11 protein-coding genes and 1 other RNA gene are annotated in these 15,025 nt (G+C 70.2%); 6 read left to right on the forward strand and 6 right to left on the reverse strand.

Annotated elements, in window-relative coordinates:
* The first annotated feature begins 12 nt into the window (after positions 1-12).
* A complete protein-coding gene (glnA, locus tag DEI83_RS02570) occupies positions 13-1,437 on the forward strand; it encodes a type I glutamate--ammonia ligase (RefSeq protein WP_110825433.1) in 1,425 nt (474 codons plus the stop codon).
* 315 nt (positions 1,438-1,752) lie between these two features.
* On the opposite strand, the gene DEI83_RS02575 is transcribed toward glnA (DEI83_RS02570), so the two are convergent.
* The 5 genes from DEI83_RS02575 to glnA (DEI83_RS02595) form a co-directional block, all read right to left on the reverse strand.
* Positions 1,753-3,180, reverse strand: a complete 1,428-nt coding sequence (locus DEI83_RS02575; RefSeq protein WP_111080242.1) for a UDP-glucose/GDP-mannose dehydrogenase family protein — start codon at positions 3,178-3,180, stop codon at positions 1,753-1,755.
* The gene (locus tag DEI83_RS02580; RefSeq protein WP_146243220.1) at positions 3,177-4,706 is read right to left on the reverse strand and encodes a glycoside hydrolase family 26 protein; all 1,530 of its coding nucleotides are present in this window, start codon (positions 4,704-4,706) and stop codon (positions 3,177-3,179) included. The genes DEI83_RS02575 and DEI83_RS02580 overlap by 4 nt, the downstream gene beginning before the upstream one ends.
* Entirely contained in the window at positions 4,699-6,273 is a 1,575-nt protein-coding gene (locus DEI83_RS02585; RefSeq protein ID WP_111080244.1) for a glycosyltransferase family 2 protein, read from the reverse strand. Before DEI83_RS02585 ends, DEI83_RS02580 begins: the two co-directional genes overlap by 8 nt.
* Positions 6,274-6,787: 514 nt before the next feature.
* On the reverse strand, positions 6,788-9,763 hold the full coding sequence (locus tag DEI83_RS02590) for a bifunctional [glutamine synthetase] adenylyltransferase/[glutamine synthetase]-adenylyl-L-tyrosine phosphorylase (protein WP_111080245.1): 2,976 nt from the start codon (positions 9,761-9,763) through the stop codon (positions 6,788-6,790).
* Positions 9,764-9,797: 34 nt separating this feature from the next.
* Positions 9,798-11,135, reverse strand: coding sequence for a type I glutamate--ammonia ligase (glnA, locus tag DEI83_RS02595; RefSeq protein WP_111080246.1), 1,338 nt, complete (start codon positions 11,133-11,135; stop codon positions 9,798-9,800).
* A 187-nt stretch (positions 11,136-11,322) separates the two neighbouring features.
* Between glnA (DEI83_RS02595) and DEI83_RS02600 the strand changes: the two genes are divergently transcribed.
* Positions 11,323-12,414 carry an iron-containing redox enzyme family protein gene (locus DEI83_RS02600; RefSeq protein WP_258371021.1) on the forward strand — a complete coding sequence of 364 codons (1,092 nt, stop codon included), beginning with the start codon at positions 11,323-11,325 and terminating at the stop codon, positions 12,412-12,414.
* Positions 12,404-12,649: a CDGSH iron-sulfur domain-containing protein gene (locus DEI83_RS02605; protein WP_111080247.1), complete on the forward strand. Its 246-nt coding sequence runs from the start codon at positions 12,404-12,406 to the stop codon at positions 12,647-12,649. Before DEI83_RS02600 ends, DEI83_RS02605 begins: the two co-directional genes overlap by 11 nt.
* A 4-nt stretch (positions 12,650-12,653) precedes the next feature.
* Here the strand turns inward: DEI83_RS02605 and DEI83_RS02610 are convergent, their stop codons facing one another.
* Positions 12,654-12,839: an SPOR domain-containing protein gene (locus tag DEI83_RS02610; RefSeq protein ID WP_111080248.1), complete on the reverse strand. Its 186-nt coding sequence runs from the start codon at positions 12,837-12,839 to the stop codon at positions 12,654-12,656.
* Positions 12,840-12,907: 68 nt separating this feature from the next.
* Here DEI83_RS02610 and map point away from each other — a divergent pair, with 68 nt between their 5' ends.
* The 3 genes from map (at position 12,908) to rnpB (ending at position 14,988) form a co-directional block, all read left to right on the forward strand.
* Entirely contained in the window at positions 12,908-13,771 is an 864-nt protein-coding gene (gene map / locus DEI83_RS02615) for a type I methionyl aminopeptidase (protein ID WP_111080249.1), read from the forward strand.
* A gap of 43 nt (positions 13,772-13,814) precedes the next feature.
* A complete protein-coding gene (gene ppgK / locus DEI83_RS02620; protein WP_111080250.1) occupies positions 13,815-14,567 on the forward strand; it encodes a polyphosphate--glucose phosphotransferase in 753 nt (250 codons plus the stop codon).
* A gap of 60 nt (positions 14,568-14,627) precedes the next feature.
* Positions 14,628-14,988, forward strand: an RNA gene (gene rnpB, locus DEI83_RS02625) — RNase P RNA component class A.
* Positions 14,989-15,025: the final 37 nt, after the last annotated feature.

A 15,025-nucleotide genomic window follows, 5' to 3' on the forward strand; every position in this document is an offset into this window, starting at 1 on the left:
AGACCGACTCGCATGTTCAGTGATTCCTCCGAGGTGCTCGCCTTCATCAAGGACACGGACGTCAAGTTCCTCGACATCCGGTTCACGGACCTCCCCGGGGTCCAGCAGCACTTCAACATCCCCGCATCAACGGTCGACGAGGACTTCTTCGCCGTCGGTCAGCTCTTCGACGGCTCCTCGATCCGCGGTTTCGCGTCGATCCACGAGTCGGACATGCAGCTCATCCCCGACGTGACGACGGCGTACGTGGACCCGTTCCGCGCGGAGCGCACGCTGATCATGGTGTTCGACATCTACAACCCGCGCAACGGCGAGATCTACGGCCGTGACCCGCGCCAGGTGGCGAAGAAGGCCGAGAAGTACCTCGCCTCGACCGGCATCGCCGACACCGCGTTCTTCGCCCCCGAAGCCGAGTTCTACATCTTCGACGACGTCCGCTACTCGGTCACCCAGAACGAGTCCTTCTTCTCGGTCGACTCCGAAGAGGGCGCCTGGAACACCGGTCGCGAGGAAGAGGGCGGCAACCTCGCCAACAAGACCCCGTACAAGGGCGGCTACTTCCCGGTCTCGCCGGTCGACAAGACCGCTGACCTCCGCGACGACATCTCGCTGAAGCTGATCGACGCCGGCCTCGAGCTCGAGCGCGCACACCACGAGGTGGGCACCGGTGGCCAGCAGGAGATCAACTACAAGTTCGACACGCTGGTCCACGCTGCGGACGACATCCTCAAGTTCAAGTACATCGTCAAGAACACGGCCGAGCAGTGGGGCAAGGTCGCCACGTTCATGCCGAAGCCGCTGTTCGGCGACAACGGTTCGGGCATGCACACCCACCAGTCGCTGTGGTCCGACGGCACCCCGCTGTTCTACGACGAGAACGGCTACGGCGGCCTGTCCGACGTCGCCCGCTGGTACATCGGCGGCATCCTCCGTCACGCGCCGGCCCTGCTCGCCTTCACGAACCCGACGGTGAACTCGTACCACCGCCTGGTCCCGGGCTTCGAGGCCCCCGTCAACCTCGTCTACTCGGCGGGCAACCGTTCGGCGGCGATCCGTATCCCGATCACGGGCACGAACCCGAAGGCCAAGCGCATCGAGTTCCGCGCGCCGGACGCGTCGGGCAACCCGTACCTCGCGTTCGCCGCGCAGCTGATGGCGGGCCTCGACGGCATCCAGAACCGCATCGAGCCGCACGAGCCGGTCGACAAGGACCTCTACGAGCTCCCGCCGGAGGAGGCCAAGAACATCCCCCAGGTGCCGGCCGGCCTGTCCCAGGCGCTCGACGCGCTCGAGGCGGACCACGAGTTCCTCACGAAGGGCAACGTCTTCACCGAGGACCTCATCCAGACCTGGATCGACTACAAGCGCGAGAAGGAGATCCTCCCCCTCGCGCAGCGTCCGCACCCGTTCGAGTACGAGCTGTACTTCGGCGTCTGAGTTCCGCGCACGAGGAAGGGCCCCGCACCGTCAGGTGCGGGGCCCTTCCTCGTGTCCGCGTCCGGAGGGCGGGGCGCCGAGACGGACGGGAGGCCCGGCACCGACCCGTCGGACCGACACCGGGCCTCCAGGCCGTCACCACCGATCGCCGACGCCGAGCCTCGGCTGAGCGGACGATCCGCGGCCCGCGGACCGCGCAGGCCGTCTGCCGGGCCGAGGCGCGGCGAGGTGCGCCATCACCGGGGCGGGGGCGGCGCACCACGAGCGCGGGACCCGTGCCGTCCTCGGCACGGGCCCCGCTCGACCCGGGCTGGGTCAGCGTGCCGTCGCCAGCGTGTCCGTCGCGCCGGCGGCGACGCTCGGCGCTGCACCCGCGACGGGTGCCGGCCGGCCGAGGGACCGGACGGTCCAACCCGCCCTGACCCAGGCGTCGGCCGGGAGGCAGTTGCGCGCGTCGATCACGACGCGCTGACCGACGACCGCCGCGAGGGCGACCGGGTCGGCCTCGACGATCTCGTCCCACTCGGTGAGGACGAGCACGAGGTCCGCGCCCTCGATCGCCTCGACCATCGACCCGGCGTAGGTCAGCGTCGGGAACGAGCGGCGGGCGGTCTCCATCGCCTCCGGGTCCCACAGCGTCACCTGGGCACCGCGCAGGTGCAGGGCCGCGGCGACGTTGAGCGCCGGCGAGTCGCGGACGTCGTCGGTCATCGGCTTGAACGCCGCACCGACGACGGCGACCCGGCGGTTGAGCACCGAACCCCCGGCGGACTCGATCGCCATGTCGATGACCCGCTGGCGCTGGCCCATGTTGATCTCGTCGACCTGCTGCATGAGCCCGACGACCCTTCCCGCACCGAGCTCGTTCGCGCGGTGCATGAGGGCGCGGATGTCCTTCGGCAGGCAGCCCCCACCGAAGCCGAGGCCGGCGTTGAGGAACTTGCGGCCGATGCGGTCGTCGTGCCCGAGGGCGTCCGACAGGGTCGAGACGTCCGCGCCGGTGATCGCGCACATCTCGGAAATCGCGTTGATGAACGAGATCTTCGTGGCGAGGAACGCGTTCGCGCTGACCTTGACGAGCTCGGCCGTCGCGAGGTCGGTCGTGATGACCGGGGTGCCCTCACTGATCGGGGCGGCGTAGACCTCGCGGATCACCGCGTCCGCGGCCTCGGATGCGCCGCCCCAGACGAGGCGGTCCGGGTGGAGCGTGTCCTCGACGGCCTTGCCCTCGCGGAGGAACTCGGGGTTCCAGACGAGTTCGGCGTCGATGCCCGCGGGTGTGGACTCGGCGACGATCCGGCGGAGCCGAGCGGCGGTGCCGACCGGGACGGTGGACTTGCCGACGATGAGACCAGGGTGGGTGAGGTTCTCGGCGACGCCGCGGGTGGCGCTCTCGACGTAGGCGAGGTTCGCCGCGTGCGACCCGGCCTTCTGCGGGGTGCCCACGCAGACGAAGTGGACGTCGGCCGCAGCGACCGCTTCCGCGATCGACGCGGTGAAGCGGAGCCGCCCGGTCGCGACGTGCTTCGTGATGAGTTCGGGCAGTCCGGGCTCGTAGAACGGCACCTGACCAGCGGAGAGCGCCGCGAGCTTCGCCGGGTCGACGTCCACGCCGATGGTCTCGAAGCCCATCTCCGCCATCGCTGCGGCGTGCGTGGCGCCGAGGTAGCCGGTGCCGATGACGCTGATGACGGGTGCGGGGCGCGTGTCGGCCGAGGTGGTCGACTGCTTCGATGTGGTCACTTCTTGACCTCCTGCAGGTCGTAGTCGATGTCGTTGCGCGCGATGCCGGCGGCGAAGGCCGCCAGGCTGTCGGCGCGGGAGTTGAGACGCCAGTCGTTGGTGGTGCGGGCACCGTCGACGATGGTGGTGGCGGTCTCGCTGAAGTACGCGAAGCCGATGACGTCCGCGTTGGCCGGGTCGGCGAGGGCGTCGAAGAGCGAGGTGATCCACCGCGCCTTCTGGCCGTCGGTCACCGCGGCACCGGTCTCGGTCGCGCCGATCTCGCTGAGCAGGATCCGCTTGTCCGGCGCGATCTGCCGGATCTGCTCGAGGGTCGCGGCGAAGGTGGTGTCGAACGTCGGTGCCTCGGCGGCCTTGCGGTAGTAGCCGCTCATGCCGACCCAGTCGACGTAGTCGTCGCCCGGGTAGTACGCCTCGAGGTAGTCGAGGGTCTGGTACTTCGCGTTGCCCAGGGCGTCGATGCGGGTCGGCGACCAGTTCCAGATGACGTAGTCGTTCGCCCCGGCACGGTCGAACACGTCGTGCACGTGCTGCCACATCGCGACGAAGGACCCGGGTGCGTTCCGCTGGGCGGTGCCGTCGGCCCAGTTGTACCAGCTGCCGTTCATCTCGTGGTCGAGCCGGATGACGACGGGCTGCCCGTTCGCGACGAGGGCCTCGGCGTACTCCGTCAGGTAGCGGTCGAACGCTCCGCCGGTGATGTCGCTGTTCGTGTAGCCGGGGACGTACTTCTGGTCGTTGCCGGTCTTCAGGGGCCGGCTCTCCCACGTGAGCATCGGGACACGCCCGTTCGTCCAGGAGCGCTGCACGGCGTTCGCGTTGAAGTCCTGGTCGAAGCCCTGGAAGTAGCCCACCATGTTCGTGGACCGGCCGACCTGCTGGGACACCTGGTCGTACTCGGCCCAGTTGAAGGGCGACTGCGCCGTGTAGAGGCCGTACCAGCGGGACTGTTGCGCGAGTACCTCCGCCTTGGTCGGGACGTCGATGGGGGTGGCGGGGTCGGGGTCGGTGGACGGGCCGCCCTTCCCCGGCACCACGGTCGGGCCGCCGCCGTGGCCGGACGAGCCGCCGTGCGCTCCCGCCCCACCGGTCCCGCCGCTCGCCGAGGCCGACGTGCCGGAGGAGGACGAGCCTCCCGAGGAGGAGTCCGAGCCGGACGCGGTCCGTGCGTGCCCGAGCTGCGACCGCAGGTCCGCGATCTGGGCCTTGAGCTGCGCGACCTGGTCCCCACGGGAGCCGGATTGCGCCGTGGTGCTCTGCAGCTTGCCCTCGAGCTTCCAGATCCGCTGCTGGGCCGCGGTGAGCTTCGCCTGCAGGGCGTCGGCGTCAGCGGACGGTTCCTGCTTCGTGGGGACGCCGAGCGCCCGACTGACCGCAGAGGAGACGGGGCCGGAGGGCGAGATCCACACCGACCAGGTGATGAGCGAGAGGACGGCGACGATGGCCGCCATGCCCACCGCGGTGCGCTTGGCGTGTCGCGTCGAGGGAGCCCACCAGGTACCGGTGGGGCGAGGGAGATCAGACAATGAGGAACGCCTCCAGTGCGAAGACCGCGATCCCGATGACGTACGGGATCGACGCGTAGGGGTTGAGTCGACGGGTGCGGGTGGGCTTCGGGGTGCGCTGCGCCGCTCGCTCGGTCACGGTGGCGACGTCGCGGCGGGTGGCGAGGACGGTCGTCGTGGAGGCCGTGGTGGCGTCCGGTCCGAAGATCCCGTCGAACGCGCGGTCGACGGCGGCCTGCTCGTCCACCACTCCGACCGGTGCGGACGGGTCGCGGTCGACGGGGCTCATCGGCACCACACCCGTGCTGGGCTGCGGCTGCGCCGGCGCTTCCTCGACGGGTCCGCCGGCGTAGGCACCGGCACGCGTCCCCCAGCCGCTCGCGTGGGCCAGGCGGAAGAACCCGATGAGGCGGATCGGCATGAGGAAGAACGTCGAGACGATGATGAACATCGGCAGCCGGAAGAAGTCCGACGGCTTCTCGGCGAGGTGCCGCATCTGCCGGATCGCCATGCTCAGCACGCTCGAGACGACCATGAGCGCCGCCACGTAGACGAACCCGGTCGAGAACCCGTACTGGTGCAGGATCCCCTCGTAGAGGTTCTGGCCCTGCCCGGTGAGTGCCCGGTAGACCCAGCCGGCGATCACGCCGAAGAGCATGAACGGCAGGATGATGTCGGTCAGGAAGAACAGTGCCAGGACCGGCGCGTGACCGAGCATCCACGGGAGCATCCGCAGCGTGTTGTACTGCGAGCCGCGCGCCCAGCGGAGCTGCTGCTTGAACAGCTTCTTCACCTGCAGCGGGGCGTCCGTGTAGACCAGCGAGGTGTACTGGTAGACGGTCCGGTACCCCTCCTTGAGCGTCAGGTTCGTCAGTGTCCGGTCGTCGGACACCTCGAGGAAGACGCCCATGAACTCCTCGTGCATGAACTTGTGCATGACCCGGACGAGGATGTTCCGGCGGAAGGCGATCGTGCGGCCCGGCAGGCAGCCGATCTGGCCGAGGACGCTCTGGGCGGGCATCGAGTAGAGCGCGCGGGAGTTCTCCAGCCAGTCCGCCCAGCGGGTGATCCACGAGCGCGTCGGCTCGAGGATCCGCTGCCGGGTGGTGACGCCGCCGACGGACTCGTCCGCGAACGGCCGGAGGAGCTCGACCAGCGTGCCGGGCGTCCACACGGTGTCCGAGTCGACGAGCACCGTGATGTCACCGGTGGACATCTCGGTGCCGACCTTGACCGCGTTGCGCTTGCCCGGGATCGGCGTGTGGGTCCAGCGGACGAGGGGTGCGAACTCGTCGCAGACCGCTTCGAGCGCCTCGTTCCGTGCGCCGTTGATGACGACGATGATCTCGCCGGGACGTTGTTCGACCATGCGGCCGATGACGTCCCGGAACAGGTCGAGCGGCTCGTCGACGACCGGGACGACGACGCTCGTCGTCCCGGTGTACGTGCCGGTGAAGGGGCGGTAGCGCGCGGACAGCACGACCTTGAGCAACCAGAGCAGCCAGATCACCAGTGAGTACACGGTGAACAGGTAGAACTCGGGGTGCCCGTCGACCATCTGCCGGACTTGGAGGATGAAGGTGAACATCGATCCCTGCTTCAACGTTCGAGGGGAGATTCCGCGCCATCGGGAAATCGGGGTCGGTTCGGGTGTCCTCATTCAGACAGAACGCAGACTCGCCGCGCAACGTGGCCCTCGCGTGGGGGTGACCACTGCAGACGACGGGGTACAGGGGGGTCCGCTGCACGCCGGACAAGTCCGTGTCCGCACTGGTGCTGACAGCAGTTGCGTGGACCGGTCCGACGGACATAGCAGGGTCGCGCGCACCGCCGGACGACCGGGAGGTCCGACGCGGCTCGTCAGGGAACCCCAGGTCAGCAGGCCCCCACCGGACGATCATCAGCCCTGGCGGCCGGTTCGCCGACACGTGTTCCGAAACCCTGATCGCTCCCTGAGGACGGTTCCGGCGTCGAACCATCCGGGGTACGCATGCTCACGATGCGGGGTACGGTGATGACCGACCGGAAATTGCCGTTGACAACTCGTCATCTTCGCCCCGTCCGACGCACCCCGGGCGTGTCGCGAGCGGCGGGACGGCGTCTCAGGCGCCGTAGAACTCGCGCTCGAAGACCTGTCGCGCCCGGCGGGTGACCGCGAGGTAGTCCTCCTCGAGCTGCGACGCGGACCCGGGCGGGTACTCGAGCAGTCGCGCGATGCCCTCGAGCTGCGTCCGCTCGACCGGCAGGACGTCGGTGGTCCGGCCGGACCAGAGCACGAGCGCACTCCGGGTCCGCGAGGCGAAGCGCCACGCCGCCGCGAGCTTCTCGGCGTCCTCCGCGGCCACCCAGCCCGCGTCGGTCGCGGCCTCGAGCGCTTCCAGCGTCGAGGTGGTGCGGAGTGCCGGATGCTCGCGTCCGTGCTGCAGCTGGAGCAGCTGCACGAACCACTCCACGTCGCTGAGGGAGCCGCGCCCGAGCTTGAGGTGCCTGGCGGGGTCGGCACCGCGCGGGAGGCGCTCCGACTCGACGCGTGCCTTGATCCGCCGGACCTCGCGCACCTCGCGCTCCTCGATCGCGTCCGGGTAGCGCGTCCGGTCGGCGAGGTGTTCGAAGTCGCGCAGCAACTGCTCGTCCCCCACGGCGCCGCGCGCCCGGAGCAGCGCCTGGGCCTCCCACGTGAGCGACCAGCGGGCGTAGTAGGCCGCGTACGAGTCGAACGACCGGACGACCGGCCCGTTCTTCCCCTCGGGCCGCAGGTCGATGTCCAGGTCGAACGGGTGCAGCGCGTCCTCGGTCAGCCGGTTCAGTTCGCGCACGATCACCTGTGCCGCACGGGACGCGACCTCGTTCGACACCGTCGACGACCGGTAGACGAAGAGGACGTCGGCATCGGAGCCGAACCCGAGCTCACGGCCGCCGTACCGCCCCATCGCGATGACCCCGAACTCCAGCCCTCCGGGCGCGTCCCGTCGCGCGAGGTCCAACGCACCGCTCAGGGTGGCCTCGGTCACGTCGCTGAGCGCCGGCCCGAGCCCGTCGACGCCGAGGTGACCGAGGACCGCCGCCATGCCGAGCCGGAGGGTCTCACGGCGACGGACTCCGCGGAGGAGCGATGCGGCGGTGTCCACGGCGTCACCGTGTCGAGCGGTCGTCGCACCGGTCTCGGCGAGCAGCGCCGGCAGTGGACGGGGCCGCAGCAGGGTCTCGGGCTCGTCCAGCCAGGCGACGGCCTCCGGGAAGCGCTCGAGCAGGCCGGACAGGAACGCCGACTCGGACAGCACCGTGGTGAGGCTGTGGGCGGCACCCGAGGAGTCGCGGAGCATCCGGAGGAACCAGCTCGACTCCCCCAGCGTGTCGCTGAGCCGACGGAAGGCCAGCAGGGCGCGGTCCGGAGCGGGTCCCTCGGCCATCCAGCGCAGGAGCACCGGCAGCAAGTTCCGCTGGATGGTCGCTCGCCGTGACGTCCCCTGTGTCAGGGCCCGGATGTGGGTGACGGCGCCGTCGGGGTCGAGGAAGCCGATCGCCGTGAGACGATCACGGACCTGGCCGCTCGTGAGCACGATCTCGCCGTCGGTCGCGGCCACCGCCGAGAGCATCGGCCGGTAGAAGAGCCGCTCGTGGAGTCCGCGCACCTCGAGCTTCACCGAGCGCCACCGGTCCTGCAGCGCGGCCGCCGAGGACGCCAGGCGCGTCGACCGGGCGAGGACCCGGAGCTCGTCCTCGTCACTCGGCATGAGGTGGGTCCGCTGCAGGCGGCGGAGCTGGATGTGGTGCTCGAGCACGCGCAACAGCGCGTAGTCCGGCCCGAACCGGGCCGCCTCGACGCGACCGACGTACCCGGCCGTGGCCAGGGCGTCCATCGCCTCGAGCGTCGACCGGACGCGCACGGACTCGTCGTCGCGGCCGTGCACGAGCTGGAGCAACTGCACCGTGAACTCGACGTCGCGCAGGCCGCCCGGCCCGAGCTTGAGCTGCCGGTCGACCTGGGCGTCCGGGATGTGGGCGGTGACGCGCTCCCGCATCCGCTGCACGGACTCGACGAACCCCGGGCGCTTCGACGACTCCCAGACGAACGGGGCCACCGCGGCGACGTAGCGCTCCCCCAGGTCCGTCGAACCGGCGATCGCACGGGCCTTCAACAGCGCCTGGAACTCCCACCCCTTCGCCCACCGCTCGTAGTAGGCCACGTGGGACTCGAGCGTGCGCACGAGCGCGCCGTCCTTGCCCTCCGGCCGGAGGTTCGCGTCGACCTCCCAGAGCGCGGGCTCCGCGGCGAGGTCGGTGATGACGTGCGTCGCCGCGATCGCGAGCCGCGTGGCGATGAGCACCGCGCGGTCGGTGCTGATGCGGGGCGCGTCGTCCCCCTCCTGCGGCTCGGTCGGCTCGGTGACGAAGATGACGTCGACGTCGCTGACGTAGTTGAGCTCCCGCGCGCCGGCCTTGCCCATCGCGATGACGGCGAGCGGTGTGGCGGCCACGTCGGCCGCGGGGAACGGGACCTCGCGGCGTGCGACCGCCACCGCGACGTCGAGGGCGGCCCCCGCGAGGTCGGCGAGCCCGGCGGCGACGGCCGGGAACGCCTCGGTCGGGACCGCGTGCAGCACGTCGAACAGCGCGATCTGCGCGAGGTGCCGTCGGTAGCGGACACGGAGACGGCGCCGGGCCGTCTCCCCGGAGGCGCCGTCGACCGCGTCGGTCAACGACGCCGTGTACCGCTCCTGCGACCACGGCGGCGTCACCGGCTCGAGCAGCAGGCCGAGCTCGTCCGGTCGGCGCTGCAGGAACTCGGCGAGGCCGATCGAGGAGCCGAGCAGCCGGACCAACCGCTCCGTGGCCCCTGGGTCGGCCAGGACCGGGCGGAGTCGCTCGGGCGCCGACTGGATGAGCCGCTCGACGGCGAGCAGCGCGCCGTCCGGGTCCGCGGTGGCGGCCCAGACGGACTCGGCGTCCGCGATCGGGACCCGCGGGTCCGACGTGGGACGGGCCTCCAGGGCGGCGATCCGCTCGAGGGTCCCGGACAGGTCGGCGAAGCCGAGCCGGGCCAGTTGCGACCGCGACGTCGCCGTCCTGCTGGTCATCTCGCGAGTACTCCCGTGGTGCGCTTCCGGATGGTCAGAGCATGCCGAGGTTCGTGTCGAGCTCGAACGGCGTCACCTGGTCGCGGTACCGCTTCCACTCCTGCCGCTTGTTGAGCAGGACGAAGTTGAACACCTGCTCCCCGAGGGTCTCGGCGACGAGCTCCGAGTCCTCCATGAGCGACAGGGCGTGGTCGAGGCTCGCCGGCAGCTGGCTGTACCCGAGGGCCTTGCGCTCCGAGTCGGACAGGCTCCAGACGTTGTCCTCGGCCTCGGCGGGGAGTTCGTAGCCCTCCTCGATGCCCTTGAGCCCGGCGGCGAGCAGGAGCGAGTACGCCAGGTAGGGGTTCGCGGCGGAGTCGATGCCGCGGTACTCGATGCGCGCGGACTGGCCCTTGTTCGGCTTGTACAGCGGGACGCGGACGAGCGCCGAGCGGTTGTTGTGGCCCCACGTGACGAAGGAGGGTGCCTCGTCGCCGCCCCAGAGGCGCTTGTACGAGTTGACGAACTGGTTCGTCACGGCGGTGATCTCCGGGGCGTGCTTGAGCACTCCCGCGATGAAGTGCTTGGCGGTCGGCGAGAGCTGGTACTCGCCACCGGGCTCGTAGAACGCGTTCTGGTCACCCTCGAAGAGCGACACGTGCGTGTGCATCCCGGACCCGGGCTGGCCGGACAGCGGCTTCGGCATGAAGGTCGCGTAGACACCCTGCTCGATCGCCACCTCCTTCACGACCGTGCGGAAGGTCATGATGTTGTCCGCCATCGTCAGTGCGTCGGCGTAGCGGAGGTCGATCTCGTTCTGCCCCGGACCGGCCTCGTGGTGGCTGAACTCGACCGAGATGCCGAGGTCCTCGAGCATACGCACGGAGCGCCGCCGGAAGTCGTGGGCGCTCCCGCCGGGCACGTTGTCGAAGTAACCCGCCCGGTCGACGGGTTGGGGGCCGCCGTCCTTCCAGTCGCGGCTCTTCAGCAGGTAGAACTCGATCTCGGGGTGCGTGTAGAACGTGAAGCCGCGGTCGCTCGCCTTGGCGAGGGTGCGCTTGAGCACGTTGCGGGGGTCCGCGACGGCGGGCTGCCCGTCCGGCGTCGTGATGTCGCAGAACATCCGCGCGGTCGGGTCGACCTCACCGCGCCACGGCAGGATCTGGAAGGTCGACGGGTCCGGGTGTGCGAGCACGTCGGCCTCGTACGAGCGGGTGAGCCCCTCGATCGCCGAACCGTCGAAGCCGATGCCCTCGGCGAACGCGCCCTCGACCTCGGCCGGCGCGATGGCGACCGACTTCAGGGTGCCGATCACGTCGGTGAACCAGAGTCGGATGAACTTGATCCCGCGCTCCTCGATGGTGCGGAGCACGAAGTCCGTCTGCTTGTCCATGCGCGACCTTTCCGTGTTCGCCGGGCCGCATCGCGGCTCGCCGGAGGCCGCATCGCGACCGTGCACACAGGCTAGTGCCCGAGCCGCTGGTCGTGGGCGGGACGCGCGCGGTCGACGTCCCGCGCGGCCCGTTGTCAGGGGTACCGACCAGTATCGGACCGGTACCGATCCGCGAAGGAGCAACGTCATGGCCGTCCTCGACGCCGCCGAAGTCCTCACCCAGACCCCCATGCCGGCACCGGAGCCGCGCGGCGCGCTGAGTGCGGCCGTCCTCGACGCGCTGCTCGCCGGCGCACCCGATGCGTCTCTGCCGACCACCGCGGCCGCCGCCGTCGCCGCCTCGTCCGACGTCCTGGACGACGACGACGTCCAGCTCGCCCTGTTCGTCCTGTACGAACTCCACTACGGCGGGGTCGACGGCGTCGACGACCGTCTGGAGTGGGACACCACGCTGCTCACGACACGCGCCGTGCTCGAGACGGCCCTCGAGGCCGCCGTCCGCGCCGTCGTGCCGGTGCCGGAACGACCGGAGCCGACCGCGGAGGGCGTGTCGGCGGCCCTCTTCGCCCTCACCGCAGCCGACAGCGGGCCGAGTGTCTCGCGGTGGGTGGCGCGCAAGGCCGACCGTGAGCAGATCCGCGAGTTCCTCGTGCAGAAGACCGTGTACACCCTGAAGGAGGCGGACCCGCACAGCTGGGCGATCCCCCGTCTGTCCGGGCGCGCGAAGGCGGCGCTCGTCGAGATCCAGTCGGACGAGTACGGCGGCGGACGCCCGAAGCGCATGCACTCGGCGATCTTCGCGCGGACGCTCCGGGCAGCGGGGCTCGACGACTCGTACGGCGCCTACGTCGACCACCTGCCGGCGATCACGCTCGGCGCGCTCAACATGATGAGCATGTTCGGGCTGCACCGGCGCCTGCGCGGTGCGATCGTCGGGCACCTCGCCGCGTTCGAGATGACGTCGTCGATCCCGAGCAAGCTCTACGGGGACGGGTTCCGGCGGAACGGGTTCGACGAGGACGCGACCTGGTACTTCGACGAGCACGTCGAGGCCGACGCCGTGCACGAGCAGATCGCCGGGCGCGACCTCGCCGGTGGGCTCGTGGAGGCCGATCCGACCCTCCTGGACGACGTCATGTTCGGGGCAGCGGCGTGCCTGACGGTCGAGGGGATGGCCGGGGCGCAGTTGCTGTCGAGCTGGGAGGCCGGACGCAGCTCGCTGCGTCGCCCCCTCGACGACGCACTCGTCACGCCGGGCGGGGTCGCCGATGTCGCGTGAACAGGCCGACGAACCGTCGATCGTCGCCTACCCGGACGGGCCGTTCCTGCTCCGCGGCGACGTCGCGGTGCTCGGGCCGGACGGGCAGGAGCTGCCCCGGCGCCGCCGGACCGTGGCGCTCTGCCGGTGCGGCAAGTCGATGCTGAAGCCGTACTGCGACGGCACGCACAAGATCATCGGCTTCCGCACCGAGCCCGAACTCCCGGCGGAGGACAGCGACCGCTCGGCGGACTAGCGGCTCAGCCCTCGGCGTCGGCCGCGTCGGCGCGCTCGTTGTTCGCGCGGATGCGGTCGAGGGCGTGCGCGGCCTCGTCGCGGGTGGCGAACGGACCGATGTGGTGTCGGTTCGTCGACTTGAGGCCCTGCTCGACCTCGCCGGTCTTGTCGTTGTACCACCACTGGGATTCGATGCGCTCGTCGGTCATGGGCCCGACCGTACCCGCCGACCGCACCGGGCGGCGGCGGTCTCCGACACGCCGCTAGAGTGGAGCGCATGCCCCGGGACGAACACGGACACCTGACCGCCGGCCGGATCTCCCCGCAGCGGCCCGTGCCGAAGGACGTCGAGCGGCCGGAGTACGTCGGCAAAGTCGAACCGCACGAGCACGGTCTCGGCGACACGTACACGCCGGACGAGGTCGAACGCATCCGCACGGCCGGGCGGATCGCCTCGCAGGCCATCGATGCCGTCGGCGCCGCGATCCGCCCGGGTGTCACGACCGACGAGCTCGACCGCATCGGCCACGAGTTCGTCGTCGGACACGGGGCCTACCCGTCCACGCTCGGCTACCGCGGGTTCCCGAAGTCGCTCTGCTCGTCCCTCAACGAGGTCATCTGCCACGGGATCCCGGACGACACCGTGCTGCAGGACGGTGACATCGTCAACATCGACATCACCGCGTACAAGGACGGCATGCACGGCGACACGAACCGCACCTTCGTGGTGGGCTCGGCGTCCCAGGAGGTCCAGGACCTCGTCACCCGGACCGAGGAGGCGATGCGCCGCGGCATCCGCGCCGTCGCACCGGGGCGTCAGGTGAACGTCATCGGGCGCGCGATCGAGTCCTACGCCAAGCGCTTCGGCTACGGCGTCGTCCGCGACTACACCGGCCACGGCGTCGGTCGGGCGTTCCACTCCGGGCTGATCATCCCCCACGTCGACGACGTCCGGTACGACACCGTCATCGAACCCGGCATGGTCTTCACGATCGAACCGATGCTGACCCTCGGTGGCATCGAGGCCGACATCTGGGACGACGACTGGACCGTCACCACGCGTGACCGGTCGTGGACCGCGCAGTTCGAACACACGCTCGTCGTGACCGAACGCGGCGCCGAGCTCCTCACCGTCTCCTGACCGCACCACCCCGAAGCACGACTACCGGAAGGCACCGTTCCTCATGACCTCACTCGCAGTCGGCGTCGACATCGGCGGAACAGGCATCAAGGGCGCGATCGTCGACACCGAGTCCGGTCAGCTCACCACCGACCGGATCAAGAAGGCCACGCCCGAGGGCGGCAAGCCGCAGGACATCGTCGACGTCGCGAAGTCGATCCTCGACGACCTGTCCCCGGCCTCCGACGTCGCCGTCGGCGTCTGCTTCCCGGCGATCGTGCGCGGCGGCAAGACCATGTCTGCTGCCAACGTCTCGAAGAAGTGGATCGGTTTCGAGGCCGAGGCGCTCTTCGAGAAGGAGCTCGGCCGCTCCATCCACTTCGTCAACGACGCTGACGCCGCGGGGTTCGCCGAGCAGCAGTTCGGTGCCGCGAAGGGCCGCGACGGTCTCGTCATCATGACGACCCTGGGGACCGGCATCGGCACGGCGCTCATCAACGACGGCGTGCTCATCGTCAACGCGGAGCTCGGTCACCTCGAGATCGACGGAGTCGACTACGAGACGAAGGCGTCGTTCGCCGCCAAGGAGCGCGACGACCTGTCGTGGAAGCACTGGGCGAAGCGGCTGCAGAAGTACTACTCGCGGCTCGAGGCGCTGCTCTCCCCGGAGCTGTTCGTCGTCGGCGGCGGGGTCTCGAAGCAGTACGAGGAGTTCCTGCCGCTGCTCGACCTGCAGGCCGAGATCATCCCGGCGACGCTCCGCAACAACGCCGGCATCATCGGTGCGGCGACCCTGGCTGCACGGAGCGCGCACTAGCCCTCCCCGGACGCGGGCGGGCGTGCGTGTGCCGTCTCCCGCTAGACTCTGCAGAGCGAACGGGTCGGTGAGACGGTCGCGTCACTCCCCCGGGAGTGCCGAGGAACGTCCGGGCTCCACAGAGCAGGGCGGTGGGTAACACCCACCCGGAGCAATCCGCGAGACAGTGCCACAGAAAGCAGACCGCCGGCGGTGACGTCGGTAAGGGTGAAACGGTGGTGTAAGAGACCACCAGGGGTCCGGGTGACCGGATCCGCTCGGTAAACCTCGCCCGGAGCAAGGTCAGACAGAGGATGTCGAAGCTGCTCGCTGAGTCCTCGGGTAGACCGCTGGAGGCCGACGGCAACGTCGGTCCGAGAGAGATGGCCGTCACCGCGGCGGAAGTCGCGGGACAGAACCCGGCGTACGGCCGGCCCGTTCGCCCAGGACCGTACCGAAGACGACAGCCCGGCACCGCG

Origin of the sequence: Curtobacterium sp. MCBD17_021, assembly GCF_003234525.1 — a bacterium.
In the GTDB taxonomy this organism is placed as follows: Bacteria; Actinomycetota; Actinomycetes; order Actinomycetales; family Microbacteriaceae; genus Curtobacterium.

Excerpts from the sequence above, each read along its gene's own strand:
- glnA (WP_110825433.1), top strand. The coding sequence starts at position 13 with ATGTTCAGTGATTCCTCCGAGGTGCTCGCCTTCATCAAGGACACGGAC.
- DEI83_RS02590 (WP_111080245.1), bottom strand. The coding sequence starts at position 9,763 with ATGACCAGCAGGACGGCGACGTCGCGGTCGCAACTGGCCCGGCTCGGC.
- DEI83_RS02605 (WP_111080247.1), top strand. The coding sequence starts at position 12,404 with ATGTCGCGTGAACAGGCCGACGAACCGTCGATCGTCGCCTACCCGGAC.
- DEI83_RS02585 (WP_111080244.1), bottom strand. The coding sequence starts at position 6,273 with ATGTTCACCTTCATCCTCCAAGTCCGGCAGATGGTCGACGGGCACCCC.
- map (WP_111080249.1), top strand. The coding sequence starts at position 12,908 with ATGCCCCGGGACGAACACGGACACCTGACCGCCGGCCGGATCTCCCCG.
- ppgK (WP_111080250.1), top strand. The coding sequence starts at position 13,815 with ATGACCTCACTCGCAGTCGGCGTCGACATCGGCGGAACAGGCATCAAG.
- glnA (WP_111080246.1), bottom strand. The coding sequence starts at position 11,135 with ATGGACAAGCAGACGGACTTCGTGCTCCGCACCATCGAGGAGCGCGGG.
- DEI83_RS02600 (WP_258371021.1), top strand. The coding sequence starts at position 11,323 with ATGGCCGTCCTCGACGCCGCCGAAGTCCTCACCCAGACCCCCATGCCG.
- DEI83_RS02610 (WP_111080248.1), bottom strand. The coding sequence starts at position 12,839 with ATGACCGACGAGCGCATCGAATCCCAGTGGTGGTACAACGACAAGACC.